The organism is Sphingobium sp. RAC03, from assembly GCF_001713415.1.
Lineage (GTDB): Bacteria > Pseudomonadota > Alphaproteobacteria > Sphingomonadales > Sphingomonadaceae > Sphingobium.
Window position 1 is genome coordinate 132,542 of the sequence record NZ_CP016453.1, and the last position, 24,408, is coordinate 156,949.

The 24,408-nt window shown below is 60.2% G+C and carries 20 protein-coding genes and 5 pseudogenes; 10 read left to right on the top strand and 15 right to left on the bottom strand.

All coding sequences use genetic code 11. From position 1 onward, the window contains the following. Window positions 1–504: 504 nt before the first annotated feature. The gene (locus tag BSY17_RS00555; RefSeq protein WP_171899154.1) at window positions 505–2,730 is read right to left on the bottom strand and encodes a catalase; all 2,226 of its coding nucleotides are present in this window, start codon (window positions 2,728–2,730) and stop codon (window positions 505–507) included. Between the two features lie 338 nt (window positions 2,731–3,068). On the opposite strand from BSY17_RS00555, the gene BSY17_RS00560 reads away from it, so the two are divergent. The 3 genes and pseudogenes from BSY17_RS00560 to BSY17_RS00570 all read left to right on the top strand — a co-directional run. After that, on the top strand, window positions 3,069–3,539 hold the full coding sequence (locus BSY17_RS00560; protein WP_069063907.1) for a sugar nucleotide-binding protein: 471 nt from the start codon (window positions 3,069–3,071) through the stop codon (window positions 3,537–3,539). Between the two features lie 171 nt (window positions 3,540–3,710). Next, window positions 3,711–3,995, top strand: coding sequence for a hypothetical protein (locus BSY17_RS21080; protein WP_216095538.1), 285 nt, complete (start codon window positions 3,711–3,713; stop codon window positions 3,993–3,995). Between the two features lie 74 nt (window positions 3,996–4,069). Next, window positions 4,070–4,333, top strand: a pseudogene (locus BSY17_RS00570) (response regulator); the annotation flags it as partial. Between the two features lie 536 nt (window positions 4,334–4,869). Here the strand turns inward: BSY17_RS00570 and BSY17_RS00575 are convergent. The 7 genes and pseudogenes from BSY17_RS00575 to BSY17_RS00600 all read right to left on the bottom strand — a co-directional run. Further along, window positions 4,870–6,341, bottom strand: a pseudogene (locus tag BSY17_RS00575) (TraG/VirB4 family ATPase); the annotation flags it as partial. Then, window positions 6,340–6,726: pseudogene (locus tag BSY17_RS00580) on the bottom strand (IS21 family transposase); the annotation flags it as partial. The pseudogenes BSY17_RS00575 and BSY17_RS00580, both read right to left, overlap by 2 nt. A gap of 112 nt (window positions 6,727–6,838) precedes the next feature. Then, window positions 6,839–7,105 (bottom strand): annotated as a pseudogene (locus tag BSY17_RS00585) (DUF6766 family protein); the annotation flags it as partial. Window positions 7,106–7,329: 224 nt separating this feature from the next. Then, window positions 7,330–7,716, bottom strand: coding sequence for a PilZ domain-containing protein (locus tag BSY17_RS22130; protein WP_083216946.1), 387 nt, complete (start codon window positions 7,714–7,716; stop codon window positions 7,330–7,332). Between the two features lie 194 nt (window positions 7,717–7,910). Beyond that, window positions 7,911–8,795, bottom strand: a complete 885-nt coding sequence (locus tag BSY17_RS00590) for an AI-2E family transporter (protein WP_069063911.1) — start codon at window positions 8,793–8,795, stop codon at window positions 7,911–7,913. Beyond that, window positions 8,792–9,781 (bottom strand): AI-2E family transporter, encoded by a 990-nt coding sequence (locus BSY17_RS00595; RefSeq protein ID WP_083216947.1) that lies wholly within the window; start codon window positions 9,779–9,781, stop codon window positions 8,792–8,794. Before BSY17_RS00595 ends, BSY17_RS00590 begins: the two co-directional genes overlap by 4 nt. 72 nt (window positions 9,782–9,853) lie before the next feature. Beyond that, window positions 9,854–10,543, bottom strand: a complete 690-nt coding sequence (locus BSY17_RS00600; protein ID WP_069063913.1) for a class I SAM-dependent methyltransferase — start codon at window positions 10,541–10,543, stop codon at window positions 9,854–9,856. A gap of 600 nt (window positions 10,544–11,143) precedes the next feature. Here BSY17_RS00600 and BSY17_RS00605 point away from each other — a divergent pair. Beyond that, window positions 11,144–11,476 (top strand): hypothetical protein, encoded by a 333-nt coding sequence (locus BSY17_RS00605; protein WP_069063914.1) that lies wholly within the window; start codon window positions 11,144–11,146, stop codon window positions 11,474–11,476. Between the two features lie 149 nt (window positions 11,477–11,625). Beyond that, the gene (locus BSY17_RS00610) at window positions 11,626–12,576 is read left to right on the top strand and encodes a patatin-like phospholipase family protein (protein ID WP_069063915.1); all 951 of its coding nucleotides are present in this window, start codon (window positions 11,626–11,628) and stop codon (window positions 12,574–12,576) included. A 217-nt stretch (window positions 12,577–12,793) separates the two neighbouring features. Here BSY17_RS00610 and xth read toward each other — a convergent pair whose 3' ends face one another. The 3 genes from xth to BSY17_RS00625 form a co-directional block, all read right to left on the bottom strand. After that, a complete protein-coding gene (gene xth / locus BSY17_RS00615; RefSeq protein WP_069063916.1) occupies window positions 12,794–13,615 on the bottom strand; it encodes an exodeoxyribonuclease III in 822 nt (273 codons plus the stop codon). 10 nt (window positions 13,616–13,625) lie between these two features. Next, the gene (ligD, locus tag BSY17_RS00620; protein WP_069063917.1) at window positions 13,626–16,127 is read right to left on the bottom strand and encodes a DNA ligase D; all 2,502 of its coding nucleotides are present in this window, start codon (window positions 16,125–16,127) and stop codon (window positions 13,626–13,628) included. A gap of 61 nt (window positions 16,128–16,188) precedes the next feature. Continuing rightward, window positions 16,189–17,148 (bottom strand): GNAT family N-acetyltransferase, encoded by a 960-nt coding sequence (locus tag BSY17_RS00625; RefSeq protein ID WP_069063918.1) that lies wholly within the window; start codon window positions 17,146–17,148, stop codon window positions 16,189–16,191. 73 nt (window positions 17,149–17,221) lie between these two features. Between BSY17_RS00625 and BSY17_RS00630 the strand changes: the two genes are divergently transcribed. After that, window positions 17,222–17,536 carry a KTSC domain-containing protein gene (locus BSY17_RS00630; RefSeq protein WP_237236168.1) on the top strand — a complete coding sequence of 105 codons (315 nt, stop codon included), beginning with the start codon at window positions 17,222–17,224 and terminating at the stop codon, window positions 17,534–17,536. Between the two features lie 2 nt (window positions 17,537–17,538). Here the strand turns inward: BSY17_RS00630 and BSY17_RS00635 are convergent, their stop codons facing one another. Together BSY17_RS00635 and ku are read right to left on the bottom strand one after the other, a co-directional pair. Then, window positions 17,539–17,793 (bottom strand): hypothetical protein, encoded by a 255-nt coding sequence (locus tag BSY17_RS00635; protein ID WP_069063920.1) that lies wholly within the window; start codon window positions 17,791–17,793, stop codon window positions 17,539–17,541. 4 nt (window positions 17,794–17,797) lie between these two features. After that, the gene (ku, locus tag BSY17_RS00640) at window positions 17,798–18,706 is read right to left on the bottom strand and encodes a non-homologous end joining protein Ku (RefSeq protein ID WP_069063921.1); all 909 of its coding nucleotides are present in this window, start codon (window positions 18,704–18,706) and stop codon (window positions 17,798–17,800) included. Between the two features lie 146 nt (window positions 18,707–18,852). Between ku and BSY17_RS00645 the strand changes: the two genes are divergently transcribed. After that, window positions 18,853–19,029, top strand: a complete 177-nt coding sequence (locus BSY17_RS00645) for a DUF3606 domain-containing protein (RefSeq protein WP_069064446.1) — start codon at window positions 18,853–18,855, stop codon at window positions 19,027–19,029. A 21-nt stretch (window positions 19,030–19,050) separates the two neighbouring features. After that, complete coding sequence (locus tag BSY17_RS00650; RefSeq protein ID WP_069063922.1) at window positions 19,051–20,088, top strand: ATP-dependent DNA ligase; 1,038 nt, start codon at window positions 19,051–19,053, stop codon at window positions 20,086–20,088. A gap of 36 nt (window positions 20,089–20,124) precedes the next feature. Here the strand turns inward: BSY17_RS00650 and BSY17_RS20660 are convergent. Beyond that, window positions 20,125–20,543, bottom strand: a pseudogene (locus tag BSY17_RS20660) (transposase); the annotation flags it as partial. Window positions 20,544–20,639: 96 nt separating this feature from the next. Next, window positions 20,640–20,768, bottom strand: coding sequence for a hypothetical protein (locus BSY17_RS22020; RefSeq protein WP_257785009.1), 129 nt, complete (start codon window positions 20,766–20,768; stop codon window positions 20,640–20,642). A gap of 143 nt (window positions 20,769–20,911) precedes the next feature. Between BSY17_RS22020 and BSY17_RS00660 the strand changes: the two genes are divergently transcribed. Both BSY17_RS00660 and BSY17_RS00665 read left to right on the top strand, forming a co-directional pair. Further along, complete coding sequence (locus BSY17_RS00660; RefSeq protein WP_069063923.1) at window positions 20,912–22,006, top strand: glycosyltransferase family 4 protein; 1,095 nt, start codon at window positions 20,912–20,914, stop codon at window positions 22,004–22,006. A gap of 8 nt (window positions 22,007–22,014) precedes the next feature. Continuing rightward, on the top strand, window positions 22,015–24,231 hold the full coding sequence (locus BSY17_RS00665) for an amylo-alpha-1,6-glucosidase (protein ID WP_069063924.1): 2,217 nt from the start codon (window positions 22,015–22,017) through the stop codon (window positions 24,229–24,231). Window positions 24,232–24,408 lie beyond the last annotated feature (177 nt).

Here is a 24,408-nt window from a genome sequence, read left to right on the forward strand (position 1 = left end):
GGTGCCCATTCTGGTGCTGGCCCTGGCGATGTTCGGCGGGTTCTGAACCGCCGATCTGACGGGTGCCGACAATGTTCAAAGACATGCGTCGGCACAAGCGGACCTAACTGGCTTAGGAGGATTATGAACGGAGCGAATATATAGATATGGCTACCAAGGCATCGGGCGCGGAGCAGGTTCTAGAAAAAGGGTCGGCGCTCACCGCTGGGGAGATTCCAGATGATGCGGACAAACGCGCGAAGGACCACAATCCGTTGGCGCCGGCTGTCAACGTCGAACCTGGCAGGTGAAGCATCATCGCTGCTTGTGGCGCTCGTCCTGGAAGGCGACCTTAGCTTCCAGGATTGTCACTTCGCCCGGCGCGAATGAGGGGTCGCGCCTGGCGATTTTGCGCCGATCCTTGAAAACTGCTGTCGCTCTTTAGCCCCGGTCAACCCCCGCAGGCAGATTAATGCCGCGGAACCGGGCCATTCGACCCAGCCGCCGCAGCACATTTGATCGCTCCTACACTTCGGGCTGCGCGTCGAGATCGACGACCAGTTCACGTGGCCAGTAGCGCAAGGTTCGGCAAGCCTTCAGGAAGGTCTTCGCATCGGCTGCCTTGGCTAAAGGCAGGCATGCCTCGTCCAGATCGTCTGCGATGCCAGCCTTGACGAAGATTGTCTCCGCCTCGGCGCTGATGCCGATATATTTGCAATGTGCAAAGGCATCGGTGGCGAAGTCCTTGGCTGCGGCGTCGAGCGACAGCAGGGCTGCACCTTCGGCCGAGACGACGATGGCGACCGCATCGAACAATACCGATGGACCGCCGTCGATCTTGTGCTTGGCCGCGACCGTGGTGCCGTCGGATAAAGTAACGCCGGCGATCTTCGGCGCAATCACCTCATAGACCGCGCCTTCGCCATCGACCGCCGCGATCAACGCTTTCACGATGGCCGCGTCCGCGCCGTCGCTCAGTAGGATGCCAAGCTTGCGGCCCTTGAAACTGTCGGGTCCATTCTTGACTATGCTGAGCTTGTCGGACGCCGGCAGATCGATGATCGGCGTGCGTGCCGCCACGGCAGGGTCGGGAAGCGCAAGGCCAAGGCCATTTGCGACAATCGCGGCCAGCGTCGGATCGATGTTTAGCAAGTGCGAGACGGTGCGCGATCGAATGTCGGGCCGTTCAACCTTCGACAGTTCGAACACCAGCGCGTCGCCAATATGCTTCTGTTCGATCGGCGTCTGGCTGACAAAAAACTGCCGCGCCTGGCTGTAATGATCGGCGAAGCTTTCGGATCGCACACGCTGCTTGGGGCCGCTGGCGGTTTCGGCAAAGCTAGGGAAGCCACGCACTGGGTCCTCGCGCGGGCCGCCTTGCGCGGCACCCCAGCTGTTGGGCTCGTAATTCGCGCGGCCCACGGGGTTGCGCATCGCCATATGCCCGTCCTGCTGGAAATGCGCCATCGGGCATTTGGGCGCATTGATAGGGATATGGGTGAAGTTCGGACTGCCCAGCCGCTTGATCTGGGTGTCGAGATAGGAAAAGTTGCGCCCCTGCAACAGCGGATCGTTCGAGAAATCGATGCCCGGCGGCACATTCTGGGTGCAGAAAGCAACCTGCTCGGTCTCGGCGAAGAAATTGTCGACGACCCGATCTAGGACCAGCCGGCCGACGACACGGATCGGCACCAGCTCCTCGGGAATGATCTTGGTCGCATCTAGTACATCGAAGTCGAAGCTGTCGGCGAAAGCATCGTCAAACAACTGCACGCCCAGTTCCCATTCCGGGAAGTCGCCGCTGTTGATCGCGTCCCACAGGTCGCGGCGGTGGAAGTCGGGGTCGGCACCGTTGATCTTGACCGCTTCGTTCCAGACCACCGACTGCAGGCCCTGCTTGGGCTTCCAGTGAAACTTGACGAAGGTCGATTTGCCTTTGGCATCGACGAGGCGGAACGTGTGGACACCAAAGCCCTCCATTGTGCGAAAGGAGCGCGGGATCGCGCGATCCGACATGGTCCACATGATCATGTGAAAGCTCTCAGGCGTCAGGCTGACAAAGTCCCAGAAATTATCGTGCGCGGTCTGCGCCTGGGGGAAGGCGCGATCCGGCTCGGGCTTGGCCGCATGGACGAGGTCTGGAAACTTAATCGCATCTTGGATGAAAAAGACGGGGATATTGTTGCCGACAAGGTCCCAGTTGCCCTCCTGCGTATAGAGCTTGACCGCGAAGCCCCGAACGTCGCGAGCGAGGTCGAAGGAGCCTTTAGAGCCCGCGACAGTCGAGAAGCGGACGAAAGCCGGCGTCTTCTCGCCCACGCGCTGGAAGATGTCTGCGCGGCTGACGTCGGCCAGACTGTCGGTCAGCTCGAAGAAGCCGTGGGCACCGTAGCCGCGCGCGTGAACGACCCGTTCGGGGATGCGCTCATGGTCGAAATGGAAGATTTTCTCGCGGAAGTGGAAGTCCTCCAAGAGCGTTGGGCCGCGTGCGCCTTGCTTCAGGCTGTTCTGGTCATCTGCGACCGGGATGCCGTTCTGGGTGGTGAGGGTCGCGATATCACCACCTACGATCTGATGGGTATCGCCGCCCGCGGCCTGCGGCTCGGCGAACGACATGGATATCATGGCGTCGGTTGGGACGGCCGCAGCCTTCTGCGGGGACTCCCCGCCGATGTCCGTTCCGGCCAGATCAGCGGGCGTTACAGGTGCCTTGCTGGCCGACGGCTTGGGTGCACTGGGTTTCTTGGCCATGTCGGGTCCTCGGTTTAAAAGCGGACGATGGGGACGGAGAACCTCGCCCGGCGTAACCGGGCACAAGGCTGCGCCGCCATGGGCGTGAAATCGGAACCAGAACCCGCGGGCCGGTCGGTAGTTGCCGGGCGGGCAACAAAATTAACCTGTGTCATCACGATTGTGCAGGGTAGGTTTGAACGGCCGATCGGCAATCGCATTACCAGATGCCGCTTCAAGCCATCTGGACGCACGGGCTCCAATGTGGAAGGTTGTTAGGACAAGACCCGCATCCGGTCCTGTCGCGGGGTGGTTGGTAGCCGCGCCATCAAGCGGAGGGGGCAGGACCGACGCGGCCATTGCCTATCACCGGTGCCACCGGGACGCTGGGCCAGGCCTTCGCCGGCGCGTGCCTGCTGCGCGGTATCGACCATGTGCTTTCCGACCGGCAAGGTCTCGACCTTGGCGATCCTCGCTCAGTCGCCTGCGCACTGGACAACCTTTCCCCTTGGGCCAACATCACCTGCGCGGGATGGATCCGCGTTCACGAGGTCAAAGATCGAGCAAAGGACAGTAAGGCGCACGCTGACGCCTCGCTCGAAGTCCTCGACCGGCGTGCGCTCCTGGTTCGTACCGCCACCAACTTCTCGCCCTATGTCCAGCAGAGTTTCGCGATGCACATCATCGAGGCTCTACGTGATGGGCGGCCGTTCGCGGCAGCCTCGGAGGCCGTGACCTCACCTACATATGGTCACGATCTGATTCGCGCGACGCTCGATCTTGTCATCACCGTCCGCGTCACGCGCCGCTTACAAGTAAGCGTGGCCTGATCATGCCGGACCTCGTGTCGGCGATTGCGCGTTTCGCTGCGACCTTGGGTGCCTGAAGCGCAAAGTTAATCTGCGTCATCACGATTTGCAGGATCAGGGCGCAACATGCACCGAGCTCGTCCGTTTGGACGGTGCGCGGTTGTCCTGCCGACGCCTCGGCAAGGTTTCATAATGTTCATCGATCGCTTCCTGAGAGACAAACGCGGCCTGAGAGACAAACGCAGCCTGAGCCTGGGGGCGGGGGAGCCGCTATATCAGATCTACGGCCTCAACAATGTGCATGTGAACAGGATGCTGCGATCTCTGCGCGAAGACCGGTTGTGCGTCTTCCGTTCCTCGCCTGTCGAGATATTTGAACCCGAGCGACTGGCGCAGGGGCAATTTCATCCCGCATATCATTACATCGACGATGGCCTTGTGAGGCCCATGCCGTCTCTATCAAGGGTCCTTCAATGACAGATCAAGTTTCCGGTCCGCAGGCGCAGACCACGCCCGGTGTCGCTAGCGCGGAACACGGCCTTGTCATCCTCGACGGACCTGCAATCAAGGTGCTGCAGTCAGGCGCCAAAATTGATCTGCTCATAACCGATGTCGGTTTGCCAAACGGGATGAACGGCCGGCAAGTCGCGGACGCGGCGCGCGCGCTTCGGCCTGGTCTGAAAGTGTTGTTCATCACCGGCTATGCCGAGAATGCGGCGGTAGGTAATGGACATCTTGAACCCGGCATGGAGCTACTAACCAAGCCTTTTACGATGGAAGCCTTGTCCGTCAAGGTAGCCAACATCTTACGGTAGGGGTCAGCAACAGCTTGCAGCACAAGAAAAGGGCACATTTGGACATGGTGTGGGACGGTCCCTGGTCGATGGACCCTACCCTATATTCCACGCCGTACTCGTAATTAGATCGCCGAATTGGACCATGTGGTTAACTCGGGCTTTGGCAGCCGCTTGCCTATAGGTTGCAAGCAATTCGGTTTCCCAAAGCGTGCCAATCGCGCGTCGTTAGCGCTCGAACCGCACGAAACAAAATTAGTGCACCCATAATGGTGGTGAGCAATGTCAGGGGGGCCACCGTTCATCAAAATGTTGTTCGCCCAGCAATTGGCCTGCATCGTCCAGGTGCAAAAGGCTCCGTCATCCAAGATGCGTTGAATGCGCCGAGCCATGAGAGTCGAACGGTGTTTCAATGCGCCGCAGGAGACTGCTCGCGAGGAACGCCAGAGTGTGGCGGTGTTTAGCGGATGAAGTAGGCAACAGAGTGCCATTCCGAGGATAGCCTCGCCACGCCCGTTCCGACCCGTCCCGGCTCGCTGATGTTCGTCGCCATTTTGCTACTCCGCGGCGACCGCGATCTCGTCCATCGGGGCGAGATTGCTGACCCATTTTTCCGGATTGTTGGGGAAGGCGATCCGCTCGATCGCTTCATCCATGCTCATGCCTTCGGCGATCAGCGCGTCGATCGCCGCGAAGGTCTTTGGACTCGAGGAGAACAAGGTCGCCGAATAGGGATCCAGCACCAGTCGCCCGACAGCGAGCGTGTCAGGGCCTTTGATCGTGATGTCCGAATATTCGAAGCCGTTGCGCTTGAGCGAGCGGAGGAGCGCGTCGGTGTAATCGTCCATCTCGAAACGATCGTGTTTTTTGAAGTCCGCGATCGTCTCCGGCTTCTGCTGCAGGATCACGAACCAGTCCGAGTTTTCAAGGGCGGCAATCGATCCGGCCGACTTATAATAGTCGTTGAGCGACTGGGTCGCGGTGACCAGCGATGCACCGTATTTCCGGCAGGTGCGGGCATAGGTCTCGATGAAGTCGGCCATCGCGCCGCTGCGCAGCATCTGCCACGCCTCATCGAGCAGCAGCGCCTTGGGGATCGAGCGATCGAGTTTGCGCATCATCTGCTGCGACATGAACATGATGGCGGTGAGGACAACGCCGCGCAGCTCTTCGCGCGCCGAGAGGTCGGACAGCTCAAACACGGTGAGCTGGGCCTTCAACTCAAAGGACACCTCGCCCTGGAAAAAGCGGCCGTAAGTGCCGGCGGACGAGAAGGGTCGCATCGCGATCCCAAGGTTGGAGGCGAGCCCATTTCCGGTGGCATCGAGCGCCTCGATAACGAGGTCGATTGAACCGCGACTGCCATGCTGGTCCATACCTGATTGACCGCGCCGTCGATCAGCCCACGCTCGGTGTCGTCGAGCACGTTGATATGCCGCGCCATCTGATTGATGATCGCCTTGAGCATGGCCATGCAGTCGAGGAGATAATCCTCGTTCTCGGCCGCTTGGGGCTGGTCGATCATCGAGAAGGGGTTGAGACAGAAGCCCGAGCTCATCGTGAACTCGACAAAAGCGCCGCCCTGGAGCTTGGCCGAGTGCTCGAAGGAACGGCCATCGTCGATCACCACGACTTTCGCGCCCGCGCCGCAAAGCGATCCGCACAGCTCCTGGAGCGCCACCGACTTGCCCGAACCAGACTTGCCGAACACCGCGACATTATGATTGCCCGCTATGTTCTCGAACGGACTCCAGAAGAAGGGTTGGCCCCGCCGTCCTATCAGGAGGAGGTGCGGCACCGATCCGCCAAGATACTCGCCCTGCAACGGCGCCAGGTTCGCCGCCGTCGTTGTGAGCAGCGTGCGCATCCGCTTCATGCGCTCGAGATCTTTCGAGAGGCCATTGGCCATCGTCATCGGCATCGCGCAGAGCAGGCCCATCACCTGCAGGTAGCGGTCGTCGAGCAGGTCCCAGCCCGCCGCCCGATAGACCGATTTCAGCACGCGCTCGTTCCTGTCACCCTTGCCCTTGAGCATGTCCTGGCGGGTGCGCCAGCGGCACGAACGTCTCGCGTCCACGCGCCCGGCACAGCCGGACATAATCTTTTACGACGGTGTAGCCCCCGCCAAAGCCATGCTCGTCGCGCAGACGTTCAAATATCCGTTTGGCGCTGTGCCGCTGCTTCACAGGCGAAATGCGATCCGCTGCCAGAATCGCGTCAATCACTGGCAGCAGCGGCCCCAACTTCGGCTTCGCCACAGGCTTGGTCCGCGTGTAGCCCGGCGGCAGAGAGAACGGGCACATCTTCGATATCGTCTCGCGGCTCAGTCCAAAGACCTTCGCGGCCTCGCGCTGGCTGTTACCTTCAACAAAAACAAAGTGCCGGACGGCGGCGTAGCTCTGCACGGCAAACATCCCCGGCCACCTCCCTTTAAAAGGAGCAACCTACCCAATGGCTGGTTTTTAAACCGTCACGCTCAGCAAATCGCTGGCGTTCCATTGGCCTGGTTTATCACCGCCCTCTTCAAGGATCCTTGGATTCGGACGAACCGCGCTGAACGAGCCTGGCGGTTAGCACGACATAGGCGGACATTTGAAGGAATTCGCTTTCCCAATTCTCGAAAACCGAGGAGATGAATTCCGGACTGGTCGTATAGGTGCCCAACGTCATGACGGCCTGATGATGGGGTAGCGCGTCCTCACGCGCGACATGCCAGCCGGCAAACCACTGGCCAAGGATACTGCCCGCGAAGAGAAGCAAAAGCGTAAGCGTCAGTCCATTGTCGCGCAGCAGCTATCACGATCCCCATACCTCTATATGTTGTTAAGGAGGAACACCGGTAGGAGCAACATTGCTCCCTGATGACCGCTCGGTTCTTATGCCGACGAGCCAAGTTCGCCGGCAAGCTGGCGTCCGCGCCGCAGCAGCATCAAGCTCACTGACTCATTGGCCCTGCAATCTGTGGTCTCTGCTCCTTCACCTGTTTTGCCACCTCCTCCCGCCATCGACAGAGAAACTCACGCGCGCCCGAGCCTTGCTACGAGATTAGCTGTCAGCGCTGGCCGCGCTGTCGACCGCCCATGTTCGGTACGCTGCTTCTCGATTGAAGCCGTTGGGGCCATGTCAATTATCTTTGCTAGTTCCTCCACAAGGAGAGGCTTGAGAAATGCTACTCCAAATTTGGGGCCTCGTACCCAGGCCACTCGTGCGGCTATATCGAGATCTTTGCAGTGTATTTGGAGAAACGTGCCAGACGGAGGCGTGGTCGGCCCACCATGCACGAGAGCGCCGGTATAGGAGAGGTCCAGCAAGTGGACGCGGGCGCTGGCACGCCCACATTGGATAAATGCAGGCTCAAATATCTTCAGGCGTTTGGCAATGCGAGTTGTGGACTGACCGGTCATAGGCTCCCCCTTTGCTGCCGAACATCCGACGCTGCCTATCGATCCGCCAAATTGATGCTGGACGAGCCGTTAAGGTTCTTTCCCGAAAAGCAAACGTCAAGAGCGACGAAGTTCGCAAGCGAGGAACGACCGCCATCGCGAGTAGACGCGCGCAGGTTTAAGCGGCGGAAGCTCATTATTCGTTTTCGAGCCCCTTAACTGTCACAGGTTCCCGCACCTGAAGCGAGCTCAAGTCTCGCCAATTGTATCGCATGCGTCACATCTGAAAATGTCCTGAGCAAAGCTGTATCGATATCTTCGATCCCAATGGCAGGTTCGACGTTGCGCGCGACGCCGATGATCACCCGACTTGAAGCAAAGCGGTTTTCAAGTGCAGAGGCGACGCGCTTCATCCGTGACGCCGCTCGGGGGTCAAATAGGCCAAGAATGCAAATGATCTCCGCGTCGCCAAGATCGATTATTTCACCGCCCTCGCCCCGCAAACGGTCACGAGATTGTTCGCGAACTGTATATCCTTCACGACGCAACAATTGAGCGCCCATCATGGCAATGGCGGCGTCTAAAGGTCCCGCGCCGGGAAAGCAGATGACTTCTCCTTGCTCCAACTTTCCAGGACCGGTGGCAACGTCAGGGGCCGCTACATGCGCGTCGATGTCGATATGGTCAGCCAGCATGACGAGCGTCTCCTTCGCGGCATCGCAGATCGCCCGCATGGCGGATCGCTCGACCGCTCCGCGATCAACATCGGCTGCTGCGAGACGCAACCCAGGCAAAACCACCTCTTCATAATATGTTGCGAGGGATCGCGTCTCCAGAAGAACCTCGGCCTGTTCCACCGCCTCTTCTGCGTGGCCGCCGAGCGCGCGTTGGTAGAAAGTTTCGGCTGGCGACAGCGCGGGTCGATCGCCAAGCATGATGTCGAAGAAGGCGAATGCAGGGACGTGGCGACCGAGTACGACCAACATCAGTGTCAATGGCATGGAAAGCACAAGTCCGATCGGACCCCAGATCCACGTCCAGAAAAGTGCGGCGACGACTACCGACACGGGCGAGAGACCGGTCGACCTGCCATAGATCATCGGCTCGAGTGCATAGCCAATGATCGGTCCACTATCAGAAATAGCAGCGCTACGTATGTCGCCAAGCTCCAGCCCGGATCTACAGCAGCCGCTATCGCAATGGGACCCGCTGCTGCAACGATCGATCCTACGTACGGCACAAATCGCAGCAGGGCCGCGAGTATGCCCCAAAGACCAGGCGAAGGTATGCCAAGAACGAATAGGCCGCACCATATTATAATACCGAACCCGCAGTTCACGAAAAACTGAGACAGAAAATATCGGCTGAGCCGCGTGGCACCGTCGTCTAGCGCAATTGTAGAGCGGTGCAGATCAGAAGACCCCATCAGGCGGATCAAGCGATCTCGCAGGTCGTCCTTCTGGAACAGGACGAAGATCGTTACGATAACGACGATCAGGACGGTTTCCAGCGGCGCGAGCGCCGGGACGACGATTGTCTGTATTTCTTGAAATGCAGTGAGCGGTGGATCACGAACCTCCACCGGAATGACCTCCGCGTCAGTCCGTGCGGAGAGGTCGCGCTCCCCTTGCTGACGGGCCCGCTCCGCTGCGCGATGACCGCTGCCGCCGCTTGGCGTTTCCCGCGTGAGAAAACCGAATTTTCCTTGTACGTCCGCGCGGACTCTCGCCGCTTTTTCAGCAATCCGTTCCGCATAAGCTGGGGCATCCTGACTCAGCGTCGATGCTTGGCTAACGATGACCGCTCCTGTCACGCCGATCCCGCAGAGTGCAATCAGGACGGCAAATATCACCGAGGGCGTACGCGGCAGCCCTGACCGACGGATGATAGCGACCACCGGCGCAAGCAGAAATGAAAGGAGGATAGCGAGAATTATCGGAATCAAGATGGAGCGGCCAAAGTAAAGCCAGCATGCAACGATGGTACCCACCAACCAAGGCACGAGCATATCCCATCCCCGATGAGAGGCTTGATAATGCCCGCGCAGCGGGAACGGGCGAGCCTGTCGCTCAGATAAGTTCAGCATATCTTTCCCGTCGCCATGGCTTGATCCGATCTCGCGGGCCTTGCGGGCTCGCTATCCCGATTTTAGCCTATATCAGTTTTGGCAATGCAAGATGTTTGGCTCGCCGGCTGGCCTTTCCGGCAGTGTTGGCTTTGGCTCACGGCCGTCCGCGACATTCTCGCGCTTGGCCCAATATAAATGACAGGGAGGAATGTTACGCCATTCGTAAGAGCGCCAGACAGTAGAAAAGTGACTCCGTAAGAGCGGCTCGACAGCTCGCCGCATCTGATAGGCGCAGAACTGGCCAGCTGGCCGAAGCGCGGCGTGGGTCGCAAGCATGATCTTTCCAGCCTCTTCGCCCGAAATCGTCGAAAACGGCAACCCGGAAAGAATGCAGTCTGCTTGCTGCAGTCCTAGTTTCGATAAGATCGCCTCGACGCTGGAAGCCGAACCGGTGACTGCATATAGGCGCCGATCCGTGATCGAGGCCTTGAGATGGGCGACAAAGTCTGGGCTTGTGTCGATCGCGACCAACTTGGCATCCGGCGCAAGACGGTCGAGAATAGCACGCGTGAACGCGCCGGCACCCGGTCCATATTCTACGAAGGTACGGATAGCCCTCCAGTCGAGTGGAGCAAGCATGGTGCGGACCATCCAGCGGCTGGCCGGAAAGCCCGAGCCCACCATAGCTGGATGTTTGAAAAACATTCGCATCGACAAGGCGAAAGCCGATCCGTCCCCCTGCCCCCTCACCTCTCCGACTTCTTCGAACAAAGACGCCATATCGTACCCCTCATTTTCTTGCTCGTAGAGGCATGACTCCCGAGTGTCACATTTGCTCCAGGCATCGGAACAGCGCTATCTCGCCATTCCTTATATTTGGCTGTCTATGGCGTCAGCCGACTACCGCGGGCATCTGACACCGTCTGCGCGCGCGGCTGCGAGGAACCCGCTTCCGACACGTGACGGAGTTAAATCAGCACTGCGCGGTTTCTATTCCTCACAAGGGGAAGGTCATGAAGCGCACATGCATATTAGCGATTATAGGCCTCAGCGTGGCTCTGGTCGAGCGGGAGAAGGTTATCAACGGAAACTAATCGGTAGCGGAGAGAGAACTAGTGCCGGTTCGCATTGGGCAGATCGGCACTCGATATTTTGGGGAGGATATTCCTGACTAAAATATCCGCAGGACGCGAAAGGACCGCAGTCAGAGGTGGCGTAACGTAACGCACCTCTTTATCTGTCTGCGCCGATGTTCGGCCAGGGATTATCTTTTGCAGGCAATGGGTCTGCCGCAGCGCCCCGGCAGTTGTATCCTGATAATGATCGGAAACAGGCATGGCTGTCTGAAGACCCACACCCACCCATCGAATGGAAATGATTATGGCCAAGGACGAGAGCAAGCCATTCGCGCCCCCTGTCTATCATGGCGGCGAAGCGATCAGGGACGCGGATGGCGCGAAAACGCCCTTCACGACGCAGTCCGATCACGAACGCGGCAGACGGGCCCAGCCAGGCACGGGCGCTGTCGTTGGCAGTGGCGCGGGTGCCGGGGGCACCAGCGGCGGCAATGAAGATTATGACGACGACGAGCCTGTCGGTGGTCGATCGCCACCGACAGGCTCGCTGGCGAACCAGGAGCATGAGCCCGATCGCCAGGGTACGGAAGCTGCAGGGGAAGAAGCAGACATACCGCCTGGATCGATCTCCCTTTAACAGCACAGGCCCTGTCCGGCGATCTCGGCCAAAGACGGCCCGCGCAGCTGGAAGTTGAGAAAGCCAAGCGCCATGCCGGACTATCAGATTGCGCTCGTCCTGAGCGGTGGCAACGCACTGGGGCCTATCATGCCGGGGTCTATGAGGCGTTGCACGAGAGCGGGATCCAGCCTGACTGGGTCGTCGGTGCTTCGATCGGCGCGATCACCGGGGCCATCATCGCCGGCAATCGCCGCGAAGACAGACTGGATCGGCTTCGCGCGCTTTGGCAGCCCGCTGGGCCAGGTTCGAGCCCAGCTTCGCTGGGCTGGATGCCAGAAACCATGCGTCGCACCATGTCCGTCATGTGGACGATGGCGGTCGGCCGCCCAGGCATATTTGCGCCGCTCGGCCCACTTGGATCCTGGTGGTTGCCCGATGTCTGCGCGGGGTCTCCATCGCTTTATGAAAGTGCTCCGCTGGGAAAGACGCTGGAACGGCTGATTGACTTCGATCTGCTCCAGTCTGGAAGCGTTCGCTATGCAGCGCTCGCCGTCGACATCGAAACCGGTGAAGAAGTCATATTCGATACACGGCATCAGCGCGTAAAGCCCGATCATATTCGCGCCAGCGCCGCGCTGCTGACCGCTTTTCCCGCGATCGAAATCGATGGCCGTGCCTTTGTCGATGGCGGCCTGTCCTCCAACCTGCCGCTCGATCCGGTTCTGGGGGAACACAGCTGTGCGCCTCTGCTCTGCATCGCCGTCGATCTTCTGCCACTCACAAGCGGGCGCCCCAAGACGCTGGGCGACGTCGCCGGACGCATGCAGGATCTCGTATTTGCCGCCCAGTCGCGGCGAACCATGGAGCATTGGAAGCGCCGATATGAGGCAGATAGTCAGAAGGACGCAAGCCTTCCTCCGGTGACGCTTGTGCGACTGAGCTATACTGACCAGGGCGCGGAGGTGGCAGGAAAGGCCATGGATTTCTCGTCAGAATCGGTCCGGCGCAGATGGGCGGCCGGGCTGAAAGATGGGCAGGCTTTGGTATCTCGCCTGAAAGCCGGCGACATCAGGACCGGGCTATCGGGCCTCGCTATCGCTGACGAGGCGATGGAGTAAGTCGGTGGCCGACTAGTGAAGAGCATTACGGTATCCCACATCAGCTTCTCAGTTTGATAGCACTGTTAGCCAGATGCGCCGTCATAAGCGCATTGCCCTGATGTTGCGCTACTGCGATCGCGCTATTTCCTGCCAGGCGAGCGCTTGGCGAGCGCGGTCCGGTCTGGTGGGGCAATGACGCACCCGCCTATAATGGGCACATGGTGCACAACACGCCCTATGCGGGCTGGTTCGCGACCTTGGCCTGACGGCGTTTACGCACGGTGCCATCAGCTAGAGAGATCCAGACTGGCGCATGATCACTGGTCTTATCCCACCCGCGCACATCCGCATCCACCTGCGCGTTCATCAAACGGTCGGCGAGAGCCGGGCTAAGCAGTAGGTGGTCGATGCGCAAACCTGCGTTACGGCCATAGGCGTTCCGAAAATAATCCCAGAAGGTGTAGATTGTCTCGTCGGGATGGATTGTCCGTAGGGCGTCGGTCCAGCCTTGCCCCGTCAGCCGGAAAAAAGCGTCACGCACCTCGGGGGCGAACAGGGCATCATCCAGCCAGCGCTCGGGTTTGTAGACGTCGCGTTCGGTCGGCATGACGTTGAAGTCGCCTGCCAGCAGGACGGGCAGACCGGACTCGAGCAGTCCTGCTGCATGCTCGATCAATCGATCGAACCAAGCGAGCTTATATTCGAATTTGGGCCCAGGCCGGGGGTTGCCATTGGGAAGATAGAGACCGCCTATAAGGATGCCGTTGACCGCCGCTTCGATATAGCGGCTCTGCGCAGCATCCGGGTCACCGGGGAGGCCGCGCCGGGTTTCATGAATTTCGCCGACGCGGCTCAGGATAGCGACGCCATTCCAGCTCTTCTGGCCATGCCAGATCGACTGGTAGCCCAGATCGCGGATAGCGCTTTGCGGAAATTTTTCCTGCGGCGCCTTCAATTCCTGGAGAACGACAATGTCCGGCGCGGCTTCTTCAAGCCACCGCAACAGGACTGGCAAGCGGCCGTTGACCCCATTCACATTGTAGGTGGCAATCTTCATGCTCACGCCGTCACAGGTCCGGCAGGATCTGATCGGTCCGACCCCAATGCGCCAGATTCTTCGATGCCGCGCGCTTCAACATCTCAGGCGCGTCGCCGATATGCCAATGGTTGGGGGTGTCGAGATCGCGCAGTTCTTCCCATGTCAGCGGCACTGCGATCGGCGCAAAAGGCCGGGAGCGCGCGCTGTAGGGCATGACGGCCGTCGCGCCGCGCTGATTGCGCAGATAATCGATGAAGATCTTGCCCGTGCGCTTGGCCTTTGCAAGGGCAGCGGTGAATCTTTGGGGATCGGCCTGCGCGAGCGCCATGGCAAAGCGATGCGCGAAATCCTTGACCTGCGGCCATTCCGCCGTCGGCGTCAGCGGCGCGATCACATGCACGCCCTTGCCCCCGGTGACCATCGGAAAGGTGACGAGTCCCATCTGCCCCAAGACATCCTGAAGATGGAAGGCGGCGGAGACGACATCCTTGAAATCGAGGCCTTCATCGGGATCGAGGTCGAATACCAGGCGATCGGCCTTCTCAACATCCTCGATACGCGCGCCCCAGCCATGGAACTCGATAGTGCCCATCTGTACGCAGGTGAGGAGCCCCGCCGGTGTGTCGACGAAAAGATAGGGTTCCTGATGCCCGTCCTTCTCCAATATTCCGACCTGCTTGACGTCATCGCCGAAGCTGCCGGCGTCATGCTTCTGGAAGAAGCATTTCTTGTCGCGACCCTGGGGGCAGCGGACCAGGCTGATCGGTCGGCTTCCTGCCCAAGGCAGCATGATCTGCGCAACCGCCTCATAATAGTCGGCCAGTTCGCCTTTGGTGAGCTTGCCCTCGGGGAAGATCATGCGATCCCGGTTGCTGATCTTGACGCCGCTGGTTGCGGCAGGATTTGCGGTTGTCGCAACCGGGGCTTCAATCTCCAACACCACGGCCTCGGGCTTCTTGTCCTCGCGCAAACCCAGATAACTCGAGTGTCGCAACACACCTTCGTCCGTGAACTCGATATAGGCGACCTCGGCGACCAGCTTCGGCTTGATCCAATGTGCCCCACGTACGGCGGCGCGCGGCGCTTCGACCGTCGCGGTCTTTTGTTCGAGCGGCGCCATCAAATCCATCAGACGCTCGATCTCGTCGCCGGTAAAGCCGGTACCGACCTTGCCAGCGAAGCGCAGCTTGCCCTTCTCGTTGACGCCCAGAAGCAGCGAACGAAAGCCGCGCTGCTTGTCCGAAGGCGTCCAGCCCAAGATCACGAACTCCTGTCGCCGGATGCATTTGGTCTTCACCCAGGAGCCGGACCGCGAGCCGGAATAGCGCGCATCGACACGCTTGGAGATGACGCCCTCCAGCCCCGCGCCGCAGAAGCTTTTGAACAGCTCCTCGCCGCGTCCGACGATATGATCAGAGTAGCGCAGATGGCCCCTGCCCTCACCGATCAGCGCCGCTAGCATCTCCTTGCGTTCAAGAAGCGGTCGCTGCGTGAGATCCTCGCCGTCAAGCTCGAGTAGGTCGAATGCGACATAGTCAATTTTGCCCGGATCACCCTTGAGCGCCGCCTGCAGGGCCTGAAAGCTGGTGCGCCCATCGGGCATGATCACCACGGCCTCGCCATCGATCAGCGCGCTTGCCACGTCCAGGGTGACGGCGTCTCCGATCAGTCCAGCGAAACGATCCGACCAGTCGAGACCCGAACGGGTATAGGCCCTCCCCTCCCCGCCGCCGATCGCCAGCAGCGTGCGATAGCCATCATATTTAAGTTCATGGATCCATCGGTCGCCCGAAGGCACATGATCGACCAGCGCCGCGAGCTGCACCGGCTGAAACGGAGGCGGCGTGCCCGCCTTTTTGCGCTTCCCAAAGGGCTTGGCCGAAGCGGCTGACGGTGAGGCGGCAGGCTTCGCGCCCTTCCGCTTCGGCACGGCTTTGCCGGTGGCGATCTCGTCCATGGTGCGCCCGGTGTCGACGCTGGTCAAATGGATGCCGACCAGATCGTCCGAGCCGCCGGCGAAAGCATCGTTCACCTTGCGCAGGATCCAATTTTCCCCCTTCTCCTTTCCCCGAGGCTTGAGGCGGAACAGGATCCATTCGCCAGCCATGCGGCGGCCGTGCAGGATGAAATGCAAGTGACCTTCGGGCAGCGTCTCTCGGGGATCCTTGCCCGGTATCGATTCCCAGGTGCCATTGTCCCAGAGCATGACGGTTCCGCCGCCATATTCGCCTTTGGGAATCGTGCCTTCGAAGCGGGCGTAATCGAGCGGATGGTCCTCGGTCCGCACGGCAAGGCGCTTATCGTCCGGATTGACGCTTGGACCGCGTGTGATGGCCCAGCTGACGAGCACGCCATCGAGCTCAAGCCGGAAATCATAATGAAGACGTGTCGCCGCATGTTTCTGGACGACGAAGCCGTTGCCGGTGCTGGGAAGCTTCGCACCTGAAGGCTCGGCGGTCCGCCCAAAGTCTCGCTTGGCCCGATAGATCGCAAGGCTCTCGTCTGCCGACTTGGTCTGTGTCCTGGTCATGCTGATGCGTCCGTTCCCTCTACGCCTCAATCCGTAGGACCGCGGACTCGTTCCAGTCCCTTTAGCTGTCCCTATCGAGCGGCTTCGCAAAACGATAGCTGGTCTGCTCGAACTTCAGGGCCCGGAAGAAACCATGGGCGTTTCTGATCTCGATATCGCTGATCGCCTCCATCCGCGTGCAACCCGCCTCGCCAATCACGGCAGAAGCAGCCTCGATCAAATTCGTCCCAATGCCGCGGCGGCGGTGATCTTCGTCGATCATGATCAGGGTGATCCGGCCGATCAGCCCATATTGGATCGTGGGGATCAGAGCCCAAGCGCAGCAGCCGACCAGCGTGCCCCATTCGGCAACCACCATGCCGCCGCTGGACTTGCGCGCCGCCTCGAGACTGCGCACTATGCCAGGTTCGTCGATCTCAACATGAGCCAGTTGCGCAAGAAGCTTCGCCAATGCTGCAGCATCGGCAGGCTTCGCGGCGCGAACGTGCAACTGCGGAGCTGGTACAGGCGCGGGCGCAGGCTGGGCAGTTACGCGCGCGTGGGGCCTAGCTTCTGGCGGCGCGGACTTGCGACCGGTAAACGTTCGGCTGACCCGCTTGGCGCTGGGCTTAGGTTCGTCTGCTGGTTGGGCCTTTCGACTTTCGGGTGCCGCCTGCCTGACGCCGGCGTTTCGAGCGTCGGCGTGCCGGCTGCGGGGCCGTATGACCGACGGACCTTCGGTATCGTCATTTGTCCTGACATCCCTTTTTGGCTTCTCCGCAGGCACGACGCGGGCCGGCGCGCTTTGCGCCGAAGCTTTCCAGGTGCTCACAGACCCCTTGCGCAGATAGGCTTCGATATCGTCGGCCGAGGCCGTCAGCCCGTCCTTGCCCATTCCCAGCAACGGCTTGCCGTCCCCCTGCGTCAGCCCGAACTTGCCGAAGTCTCCCGTCCCAGGCTTGCGCTTCCGGGATTTGACAAGCTTGAAGCCGCGGTGTTCCGCCATCTCACGCAGTTTCTGATCGATAGTCTCCTCGGGCATCCCTCCATAACCCGCAATCGAAACGACAGTTCAAAACAGGCTGGTTTAAGGCTACACGCATTGCTGGACACGCTTGGGCGCGCAGCGGATTCGCCTGGGCGCACGGGATGGAACGGCAGAGTCCACCAGACGCTGGGCGGACATGCGCGCCTGCCGTCTCAAGACCTCCTCAATGATCGAACGTGTCACTTTCGATGACGATGCGGGTGTCTTGAGCGTTTCGTTCCGACAAACGGGCAAATACGTCTATTATGGCGTGCCTGCCGCGATCTTCGAGGCTTTCTGCAAGGCGACTTCTGCAGGTGCCTTCTTCAACGACCAGATCAAAGGGCGTTTCCAGTGCTGCCGCGATCCGGAACGACGGCGATTGGGGCAAACGCTTGACTGACGTCAGGCTTCGCCGAGTACCCGATAGACCGACATGAGGTGGCGTCCGGCGATCGCGCGTGCGCGAGGCGAGCGGATCGTTTCCTCATTGGTCTCATGCAGCATCGTCAGCATATCGAGCACTTCCTGGCGCGGTGTCCCCGCCTCAAGGAGATGGGTGCCCATCAGCGCAAGCAAATTACTCCACAAGGTGATGGCGCCCTCTGCGAAGGCGGCATCGTCATCGTCGTTGCTCGACGCGCGAACCGGATCTGCCATGCTTTTAGGCCCGCTTTTTTGCGGGCGCCTTGGCAGGCGCTTTCTCCGCCGGCTTCTTCTCGGACTTCGCAGCAGCTTTGGCTGCTGGCTTCTTGGCCGGTGCCTTGCCTGCACCACCACCGCTTGCCGGACCAATCGACTTTTTGAGGGCCGCCATCAGGTCGACCACGTTGCTACCGCGCGGATCTGAGCCGACCTCGCTATCTTCATCGATGTTGAGCGTCTTGCCTTTCTTTTTGCGTTCGATGATATCCTTGAGCGCATCGACATAACGGTCGTGGAACTCGCTCGCATCGAACCTTCCGGTCTTCTTGTCGATCAATGTGGTGGCGAGATCGAGCAGTTCCTCATCGGGATCAGCGTCGCCAATCTCGCGGAAATAGCTCGCAGCCTTGTTGACCTCATCGGCATAGCGCAGCGTTTCCATGACTAGGCCACGGCCACAGGCTTTTATGCTGACCACATATTCTCGGCCGCGCATCGCCAGTTGCCCAAGGCCAATCTTGTGACTGCGGCGAAGCGCTTCACGCAGGACGATGAAGGCTTCTTCGGCCAGATCGTCGGCGGGCACGACATAATATGGCTTCTCGAAATAGATAGCGTCGATTTCATGGCTATCGACGAACTGGGTAAGCTCGAGCGTTTTCTTGCTCTCGAGCTTCACGCCTTCGATCTCTTTCTCGTCGAGGAGGACATATTCGCCCTTGGCATATTCGAAGCCCTTGACGATGTCCTCGACGTCGACCGGGCCGATGCCGGGCACGACCTTTTCATATTTGATGCGCTTGCCCGAAGGCTCGTGGATCTGGTTGAAGGCAATCGTCGCCCCGCTCTTGGTAGCCGAGTAAATCTCGACCGGGATCGAAACAAGCGCCAGCCGGATCTGGCCTCGCCAATAGGGTCGTGCAGCCATGATCGTCTCCTATGTCATTGCGTGCCTCAACCCTCGGCCGCTATGCCCGTTCCAACGCACAGCCCTCCCCGGGAAATAGTCTCGTGATTGGTGCAACGGACGACAACACAACGCGTTGGGAAGCTGCAATCGAAGAGGAGGACAAGATGGCCGACGACAAGACACTGCGCTCACCAGCGGACAGTTCGCGGATAGCGATGGGCGAGGATTATGAGGTCGCATACTGGACCGACAAGTTCGGGGTCGACCGCGAGGCCCTGCAAAAGGCGGTCGACGCAGTCGGCAACAGCGCTTCCGCCGTCGAAGCTCATCTGAAAAGCTGACGATTCGGCGAGGGGAAGTCTATGTCCAAGTCCCATCCCCTCGCCGCCACGCTGCCCATGGAAGCGAAGCTCGTGGGCGCGTTGCCAGCAGGCCCAGGGTGGCAATATGAGCCGAAATGGGATGGCTTCCGCGCTATTGCTTCACGCTGGGGCGACGCAATCGAGATCATGTCGAAGTCGGGAAAGAGCCTCGCCCGCTACTTCCCCGAGATCGTGGCCGTGCTGGCGGCTACGCATGAACGCGACTTCGTCGTCGATGGCGAACTGATCCTCCCAATCGGCGAGATATTGTCATTTGATGCGCTGCAGGACCGACTTCATCCAGCACAAAGCCGCATCGCTCGACTGTCCGTCGAGACGCCCGCCAAGTTGATGTTGTTCGACTGCCTGGCGCTGGGCGGCAGAGACATGGTCGATGCACCCCTCGAGGAGCGGCGTACGGCGATCGAGCGCTTCCACGCTGCCGAGGTCAATTCGACCTTGCTGCTCTCGCCTGCGACAACGGATGAGCGCCAGGCAATATTGTGGCTTGAAAACAGTGGCGGCGCGCTCGACGGCGTTATCGCCAAGCCATTAAGCGTACCGTACGGGCCGGGCGAGCGCGCGATGCGCAAGATAAAGCAACATCGCACGGCTGATTGCGTCGTGGGTGGGTTCCGGCGAAGCAAAAATGGTTCCGAGGTCGCCTCTTTGCTGCTTGGCCTCTACGATGATACAGGGCTCCTCAATCATGTCGGCTTCACCTCCGCGCTCGCTGACGAAGACAAGGCAGCACTGACCAAAAGGCTTGAGGCGCTGATCGCGGAACCCGGCTTTACCGGCAAGGCGCCAGGCGGCCCGAGCCGCTGGACCGATGGCAAAGAGAGCCTCTGGCATCCACTCGCCCCCGAACTGGTGGTCGAGGTCCGATACGACCAGGTCACCGGTGAGCGGTTTCGACATGGTACCGCGCTCATGAGATGGCGGCCGGACAAGGTGCCGAGGCAATGTGGCATGGAGCAGCTTCACTATGAGCTGCGGCCCTCAGAGCTGACTGATCTCCAGGCGACCAAAGGGTAGAGAAATTCGTCCGTCTCGGGAGTTGGCGAATGCCGCTTGCGTGGTCGGCCCGGCCTTGATCAGGCTGGCATCAACGGCAAAGTCTTCGCCACCGACCAGACCTTCCTGAATGCAGCGCGAGACGGTCATCTCGAACAACTCCGACAACAGATCGCTATCCCGAAAGTGGCCCTGCCGGTTCTGCGAATGCCGAGAGACCAGGGCACGCCTTCGTCGAGACCTAGGCGGCAGAACCAGCGATAGGCCAGGTTGACATGCACTTTCTCACACAACCGCCGGTCCGACCGGATCCCAATGCAATAGCCGAAGAGCAAAATCTAGATCATCAGTTCTGGATCGATCGAGGGGCGGCCTGTCTCGTTGCAGAATGGCCGCAGCTTTTCCCGGATGCCGTCGAGATCGACAATCCTGTCTATCGCCCGCAACAGATGGCTATGGGGAACATGGTCTTCCAAGCTGAAGCCCTAAAACAGCGTCTCCTGCATCACTGCCCGATCACCCATCATAAGCTTGTCTCCCAACGACAGGGCCACGGAATCCGGACAGTGCAATCAACGCAAGGCCGGATTTTCAACACTTTCGACCCTTATTGGCCGTTCGGCAGCTGATTTAAGTTTCTCAAGTGCAGACCAGCCGCTTCGCGTTCCAAAGGCTGCAAAAACGGCGGCTTGCTCGGTCATTTATAATAATCCCCAGATGGGTGACGAGGAATTGAGACAGAATATTTCCGTTCATGAAACTCCCGCGCATTTAAATGCTTGTAGCGGTGCAGCCTGCCGCAGATGGGGGGAGGGAGGCTCCACTCGTTTGAGAGGAAGTCTGTATGAAGATTGCGCAAATCGCCCCGTTAGCTGAAAGCGTGCCCCCAAAGCTTTATGGTGGCACCGAGCGTATTGTGTCTTATCTGACCGAAGAACTGGTTCGCCAAGGTCACGATGTCACCCTGTTCGCCAGCGGTGATTCGCAGACCAGCGCCAAGTTGGTGCCGATCACGGACATGGCGTTGCGCCTCAACCCCGCTGTGGTCGATACCATTCCCTATCATATGATGATGCTGGAGCAGGTTCGACGCCGTGCCGACGAGTTCGACGCCCTGCATTTCCATATCGACATGTTGCACCTGCCGATGGTGCAGGATTTCATTGGGCGCACGGTAACCACGCTGCACGGTCGGCTTGACCTGCCCGATCTACCGCCATTCTACAGCACCTTTGCCGACCACAGCCTGGTGTCGATCTCCGATCATCAGCGTCTGCCCATGCCCCCGGTCAATTGGGGCGGGACCATCTATCATGGCCTGCCCGCAGACCTGCTGGCTCCGCGCCTGGGTGCGGGCGAGGACTATCTCGCTTTTCTCGGGCGCATCTCGCCGGAAAAGCGGCCGGATCGCGCGATCCGGATTGCGGCGCGCTCTGGCCTTAAACTCAAGATCGCCGCCAAGATCGATGCCGTCGATCGCGGATATTGGGAGCAGGAAATCGCGCCGCTGGTGGACCATTATCCCAATGTGGAATTCATAGGTGAAATCAACGAACAGCAGAAGGTTCACTTCCTCGGCCAAGCAGCCGCGCTGCTGTTTCCGATCGACTGGCCCGAGCCGTTCGGACTCGTGATGATCGAGGCGATGGCGTGCGCCACGCCGGTCATCGCCTTCCGCTGCGGATCCGTGCCGGAAGTGATCGAGCATGGCGTGTCCGGCTTCATTGTCCAGAGCGAAGACGAAGCGGTCGACGCTGTTGCGGCGCTGCCCGATCTCGACCGGCGGCTGGTACGTGGCGCATTCGACGCACGTTTCACGGCGCGGCGGATGGCGACGGACTATGTCGCCCTGTATCATGGTCTGCCGGGCGCCCGTACCGACGCCGCACGGCTGCGTCGCCAGCGAGGCGTGGAAGCCGAACTGCAGATCGTCGCATAGGAAACGCCATGACCCTGAGCCAGCCTCAGCCCGACATGCCTGGTATTGCCGGAGGGCAAGCGCTGTCCCAGGCGCAGACCCAGTTCTTCATCCCGGCGACGGCCTCGCTCCACGAGCGCAGGCCGCGAACGCTTAAACATGGCGACAGTTTTGCCGTGTTCGATCATAGCGGCGACGCCATTTCCGGCCCCGGCAGTCCGGAGGGGCTCTATCATCGCGATACCCGGCATCTCTCGCACCTCTATCTCACAATCAACGCAATGCGGCCGATCCTGCTCAGTTCCGCGCTGCGCGACGACAATGCGATGTTGACCTGCGATCTCGCCAATCCCGATTTCATCGGGGAAGATGGCCGAGTGGCCGTGGAACATGACCTCATCCACCTGCGTCGCACGCGTTTTTTGTGGAAGGACGCATTGTACGAGCGCGTCACCATCCGCAACTTCGACACGGAAACGCGGCAAGTCAGTATCGACTTCAGTTTCGCGGCGGACTTCGCCGATCTATTCGAGATACGCGGCATGACGCGCCTGCGCCGCGGGAGAATGCGCGAACCGCAGATCGGTCCGTCCGATGTCCTGCTAGGCTATCTAGGGCGTGACGAGCGCGAGCGGCAAACGCACTTGCATTTCGATCCGATGCCGGACGAGTTGACCGACAGCCATGCGCTGTTCCACATCACCGTGCCGCCCGGCGACCGTTGCGCGCTCTTTACCCGCATCTGCTGCAAACAGACAGGGGCGACAGACGCGCTCCCCAAGCAGTTCCTCAAGTCCCTGCGCGAGGCGATGGAGGCGCTGCGGGCGGCGCGCAAGCGCGGCGCGGCACTGCACTCGTCGAACGACCTGTTTAACGAGGTCGCCCGCCGGTCGGTCGCTGATATATCCATGCTATCGACCGATACCGAATATGGCCCTTATCCTTATGCGGGCATTCCCTGGTTCAGCACGGTGTTCGGCCGCGACGCGATCATCACCGCGCTCGAAACCCTATGGATGGATCCGGCGATCAGCCGCGGCGTGCTGGGCTATCTCGCCGCGCATCAGGCCACCAGCTTCGATCCGACGGCCGACGCGGAACCTGGCAAGATATTGCACGAGGTGCGCCATGGCGAAATGGCGGAACTGGGAGAGGTGCCGTTCCGCCATTATTATGGCAGCATCGATTCCACGCCCCTGTTCGTGATGCTGGCGGGCGCTTACCTGGAGCGGACCGGCGACGTTGCTTACCTGACGACGATCCTGCCGCATATAGAAGCGGCCCTGAACTGGATCGACACACATGGCGATCGCGACGGCGACGGCTTCGTCGAATATGGCCGCCTGACCGACCAGGGCCTGCAAAATCAAGGATGGAAGGATAGCCATGATTCCATCTTCCACGCCGACGGCACGCTCGCGCGCGGTCCGATCGCCCTCGCGGAGGTGCAGGCCTATGTCTATGGCGCGTGGCAGGCAGCTGAGGCGCTGTTCAACGCGATCGGCGACCATGCACGCGCGGCTGACTATCGGGATCGCGCGGCGCGGCTGCGCGATAGGTTCGATGCCGCGTTCTTCGACGCGGCGCTGGGCACCTATGTCCTCGCGCTCGATGGCGACAAGATGCCCTGCCGCGTGCGGTCCTCCAATGCCGGCCATGTCCTCTATACCGGACTTGCGCGCGAAGAGCGGGTGGAGGCCGTCGTGCGCACGTTGATGGGGCCCGCCTCCTTCTCCGGATGGGGCGTGCGCACTATCGCCTCGACTGAAAAGCGCTATAATCCAATGAGCTATCATAATGGGTCGATCTGGCCGCACGACAATGCATTGATTGCCGGCGGCTTCGCGCGCTACGGCTACCAGCGGGAAGCCGCCCAGATCTTCGAGGGGCTTTTCGCCGCCGCCACCTATGTCGACATGATGCGTCTCCCTGAACTTTTCTGCGGCTTTCCGCGCCGCCGGTCGCAGGGGCCGACCTTTTATCCGGTGGCCTGCAGTCCGCAGGCCTGGTCGGCGGCGGCGCCGCTCGCCCTCATCCAGTCGAGCCTAGGGCTAAGGTTCGATGTTCCGGCGGCGCAGATATCCTTTCACCAACCGATGCTGCCGCTTTTTCTCCAGAGCCTTACGATCAGGGATTTGGGCATCGGTCTGGACAAGGTCGATATTATGTTCGATCGCCTAGGGGATCAGATCGTGGTCAAACCTATGAAGCATGGTGGCCGCGCTCGGATAATGACGATTGCTTGATGGTCGCCTTTAGGGCTAGCCTGAATGTGCGCGCGTCCGTCCGCTCAGAGGTAGGAGAGACCGAATATCGGGCATAAGCATTTGTCTCAGATCGCTTGGGCACGCCGAAGATACTGGCAATCGACGGTTCATTCATGGATATTGCGGCGGCACGCGCAACACTGATCGCGTCAATGT

Excerpts from the sequence above, each read along its gene's own strand:
- BSY17_RS00555 (WP_171899154.1), bottom strand. The coding sequence starts at position 2,730 with ATGGCCAAGAAACCCAGTGCACCCAAGCCGTCGGCCAGCAAGGCACCT.
- BSY17_RS21080 (WP_216095538.1), top strand. The coding sequence starts at position 3,711 with ATGTTCATCGATCGCTTCCTGAGAGACAAACGCGGCCTGAGAGACAAA.
- BSY17_RS22130 (WP_083216946.1), bottom strand. The coding sequence starts at position 7,716 with ATGACCGGTCAGTCCACAACTCGCATTGCCAAACGCCTGAAGATATTT.
- BSY17_RS00590 (WP_069063911.1), bottom strand. The coding sequence starts at position 8,795 with ATGATCTATGGCAGGTCGACCGGTCTCTCGCCCGTGTCGGTAGTCGTC.
- BSY17_RS00595 (WP_083216947.1), bottom strand. The coding sequence starts at position 9,781 with ATGCTGAACTTATCTGAGCGACAGGCTCGCCCGTTCCCGCTGCGCGGG.
- BSY17_RS00600 (WP_069063913.1), bottom strand. The coding sequence starts at position 10,543 with ATGGCGTCTTTGTTCGAAGAAGTCGGAGAGGTGAGGGGGCAGGGGGAC.
- BSY17_RS00605 (WP_069063914.1), top strand. The coding sequence starts at position 11,144 with ATGGCCAAGGACGAGAGCAAGCCATTCGCGCCCCCTGTCTATCATGGC.
- xth (WP_069063916.1), bottom strand. The coding sequence starts at position 13,615 with ATGAAGATTGCCACCTACAATGTGAATGGGGTCAACGGCCGCTTGCCA.
- ligD (WP_069063917.1), bottom strand. The coding sequence starts at position 16,127 with ATGACCAGGACACAGACCAAGTCGGCAGACGAGAGCCTTGCGATCTAT.
- BSY17_RS00625 (WP_069063918.1), bottom strand. The coding sequence starts at position 17,148 with ATGCCCGAGGAGACTATCGATCAGAAACTGCGTGAGATGGCGGAACAC.
- BSY17_RS00635 (WP_069063920.1), bottom strand. The coding sequence starts at position 17,793 with ATGGCAGATCCGGTTCGCGCGTCGAGCAACGACGATGACGATGCCGCC.
- ku (WP_069063921.1), bottom strand. The coding sequence starts at position 18,706 with ATGGCTGCACGACCCTATTGGCGAGGCCAGATCCGGCTGGCGCTTGTT.
- BSY17_RS00645 (WP_069064446.1), top strand. The coding sequence starts at position 18,853 with ATGGCCGACGACAAGACACTGCGCTCACCAGCGGACAGTTCGCGGATA.
- BSY17_RS00650 (WP_069063922.1), top strand. The coding sequence starts at position 19,051 with ATGTCCAAGTCCCATCCCCTCGCCGCCACGCTGCCCATGGAAGCGAAG.
- BSY17_RS22020 (WP_257785009.1), bottom strand. The coding sequence starts at position 20,768 with ATGACCGAGCAAGCCGCCGTTTTTGCAGCCTTTGGAACGCGAAGCGGC.
- BSY17_RS00660 (WP_069063923.1), top strand. The coding sequence starts at position 20,912 with ATGAAGATTGCGCAAATCGCCCCGTTAGCTGAAAGCGTGCCCCCAAAG.
- BSY17_RS00665 (WP_069063924.1), top strand. The coding sequence starts at position 22,015 with ATGACCCTGAGCCAGCCTCAGCCCGACATGCCTGGTATTGCCGGAGGG.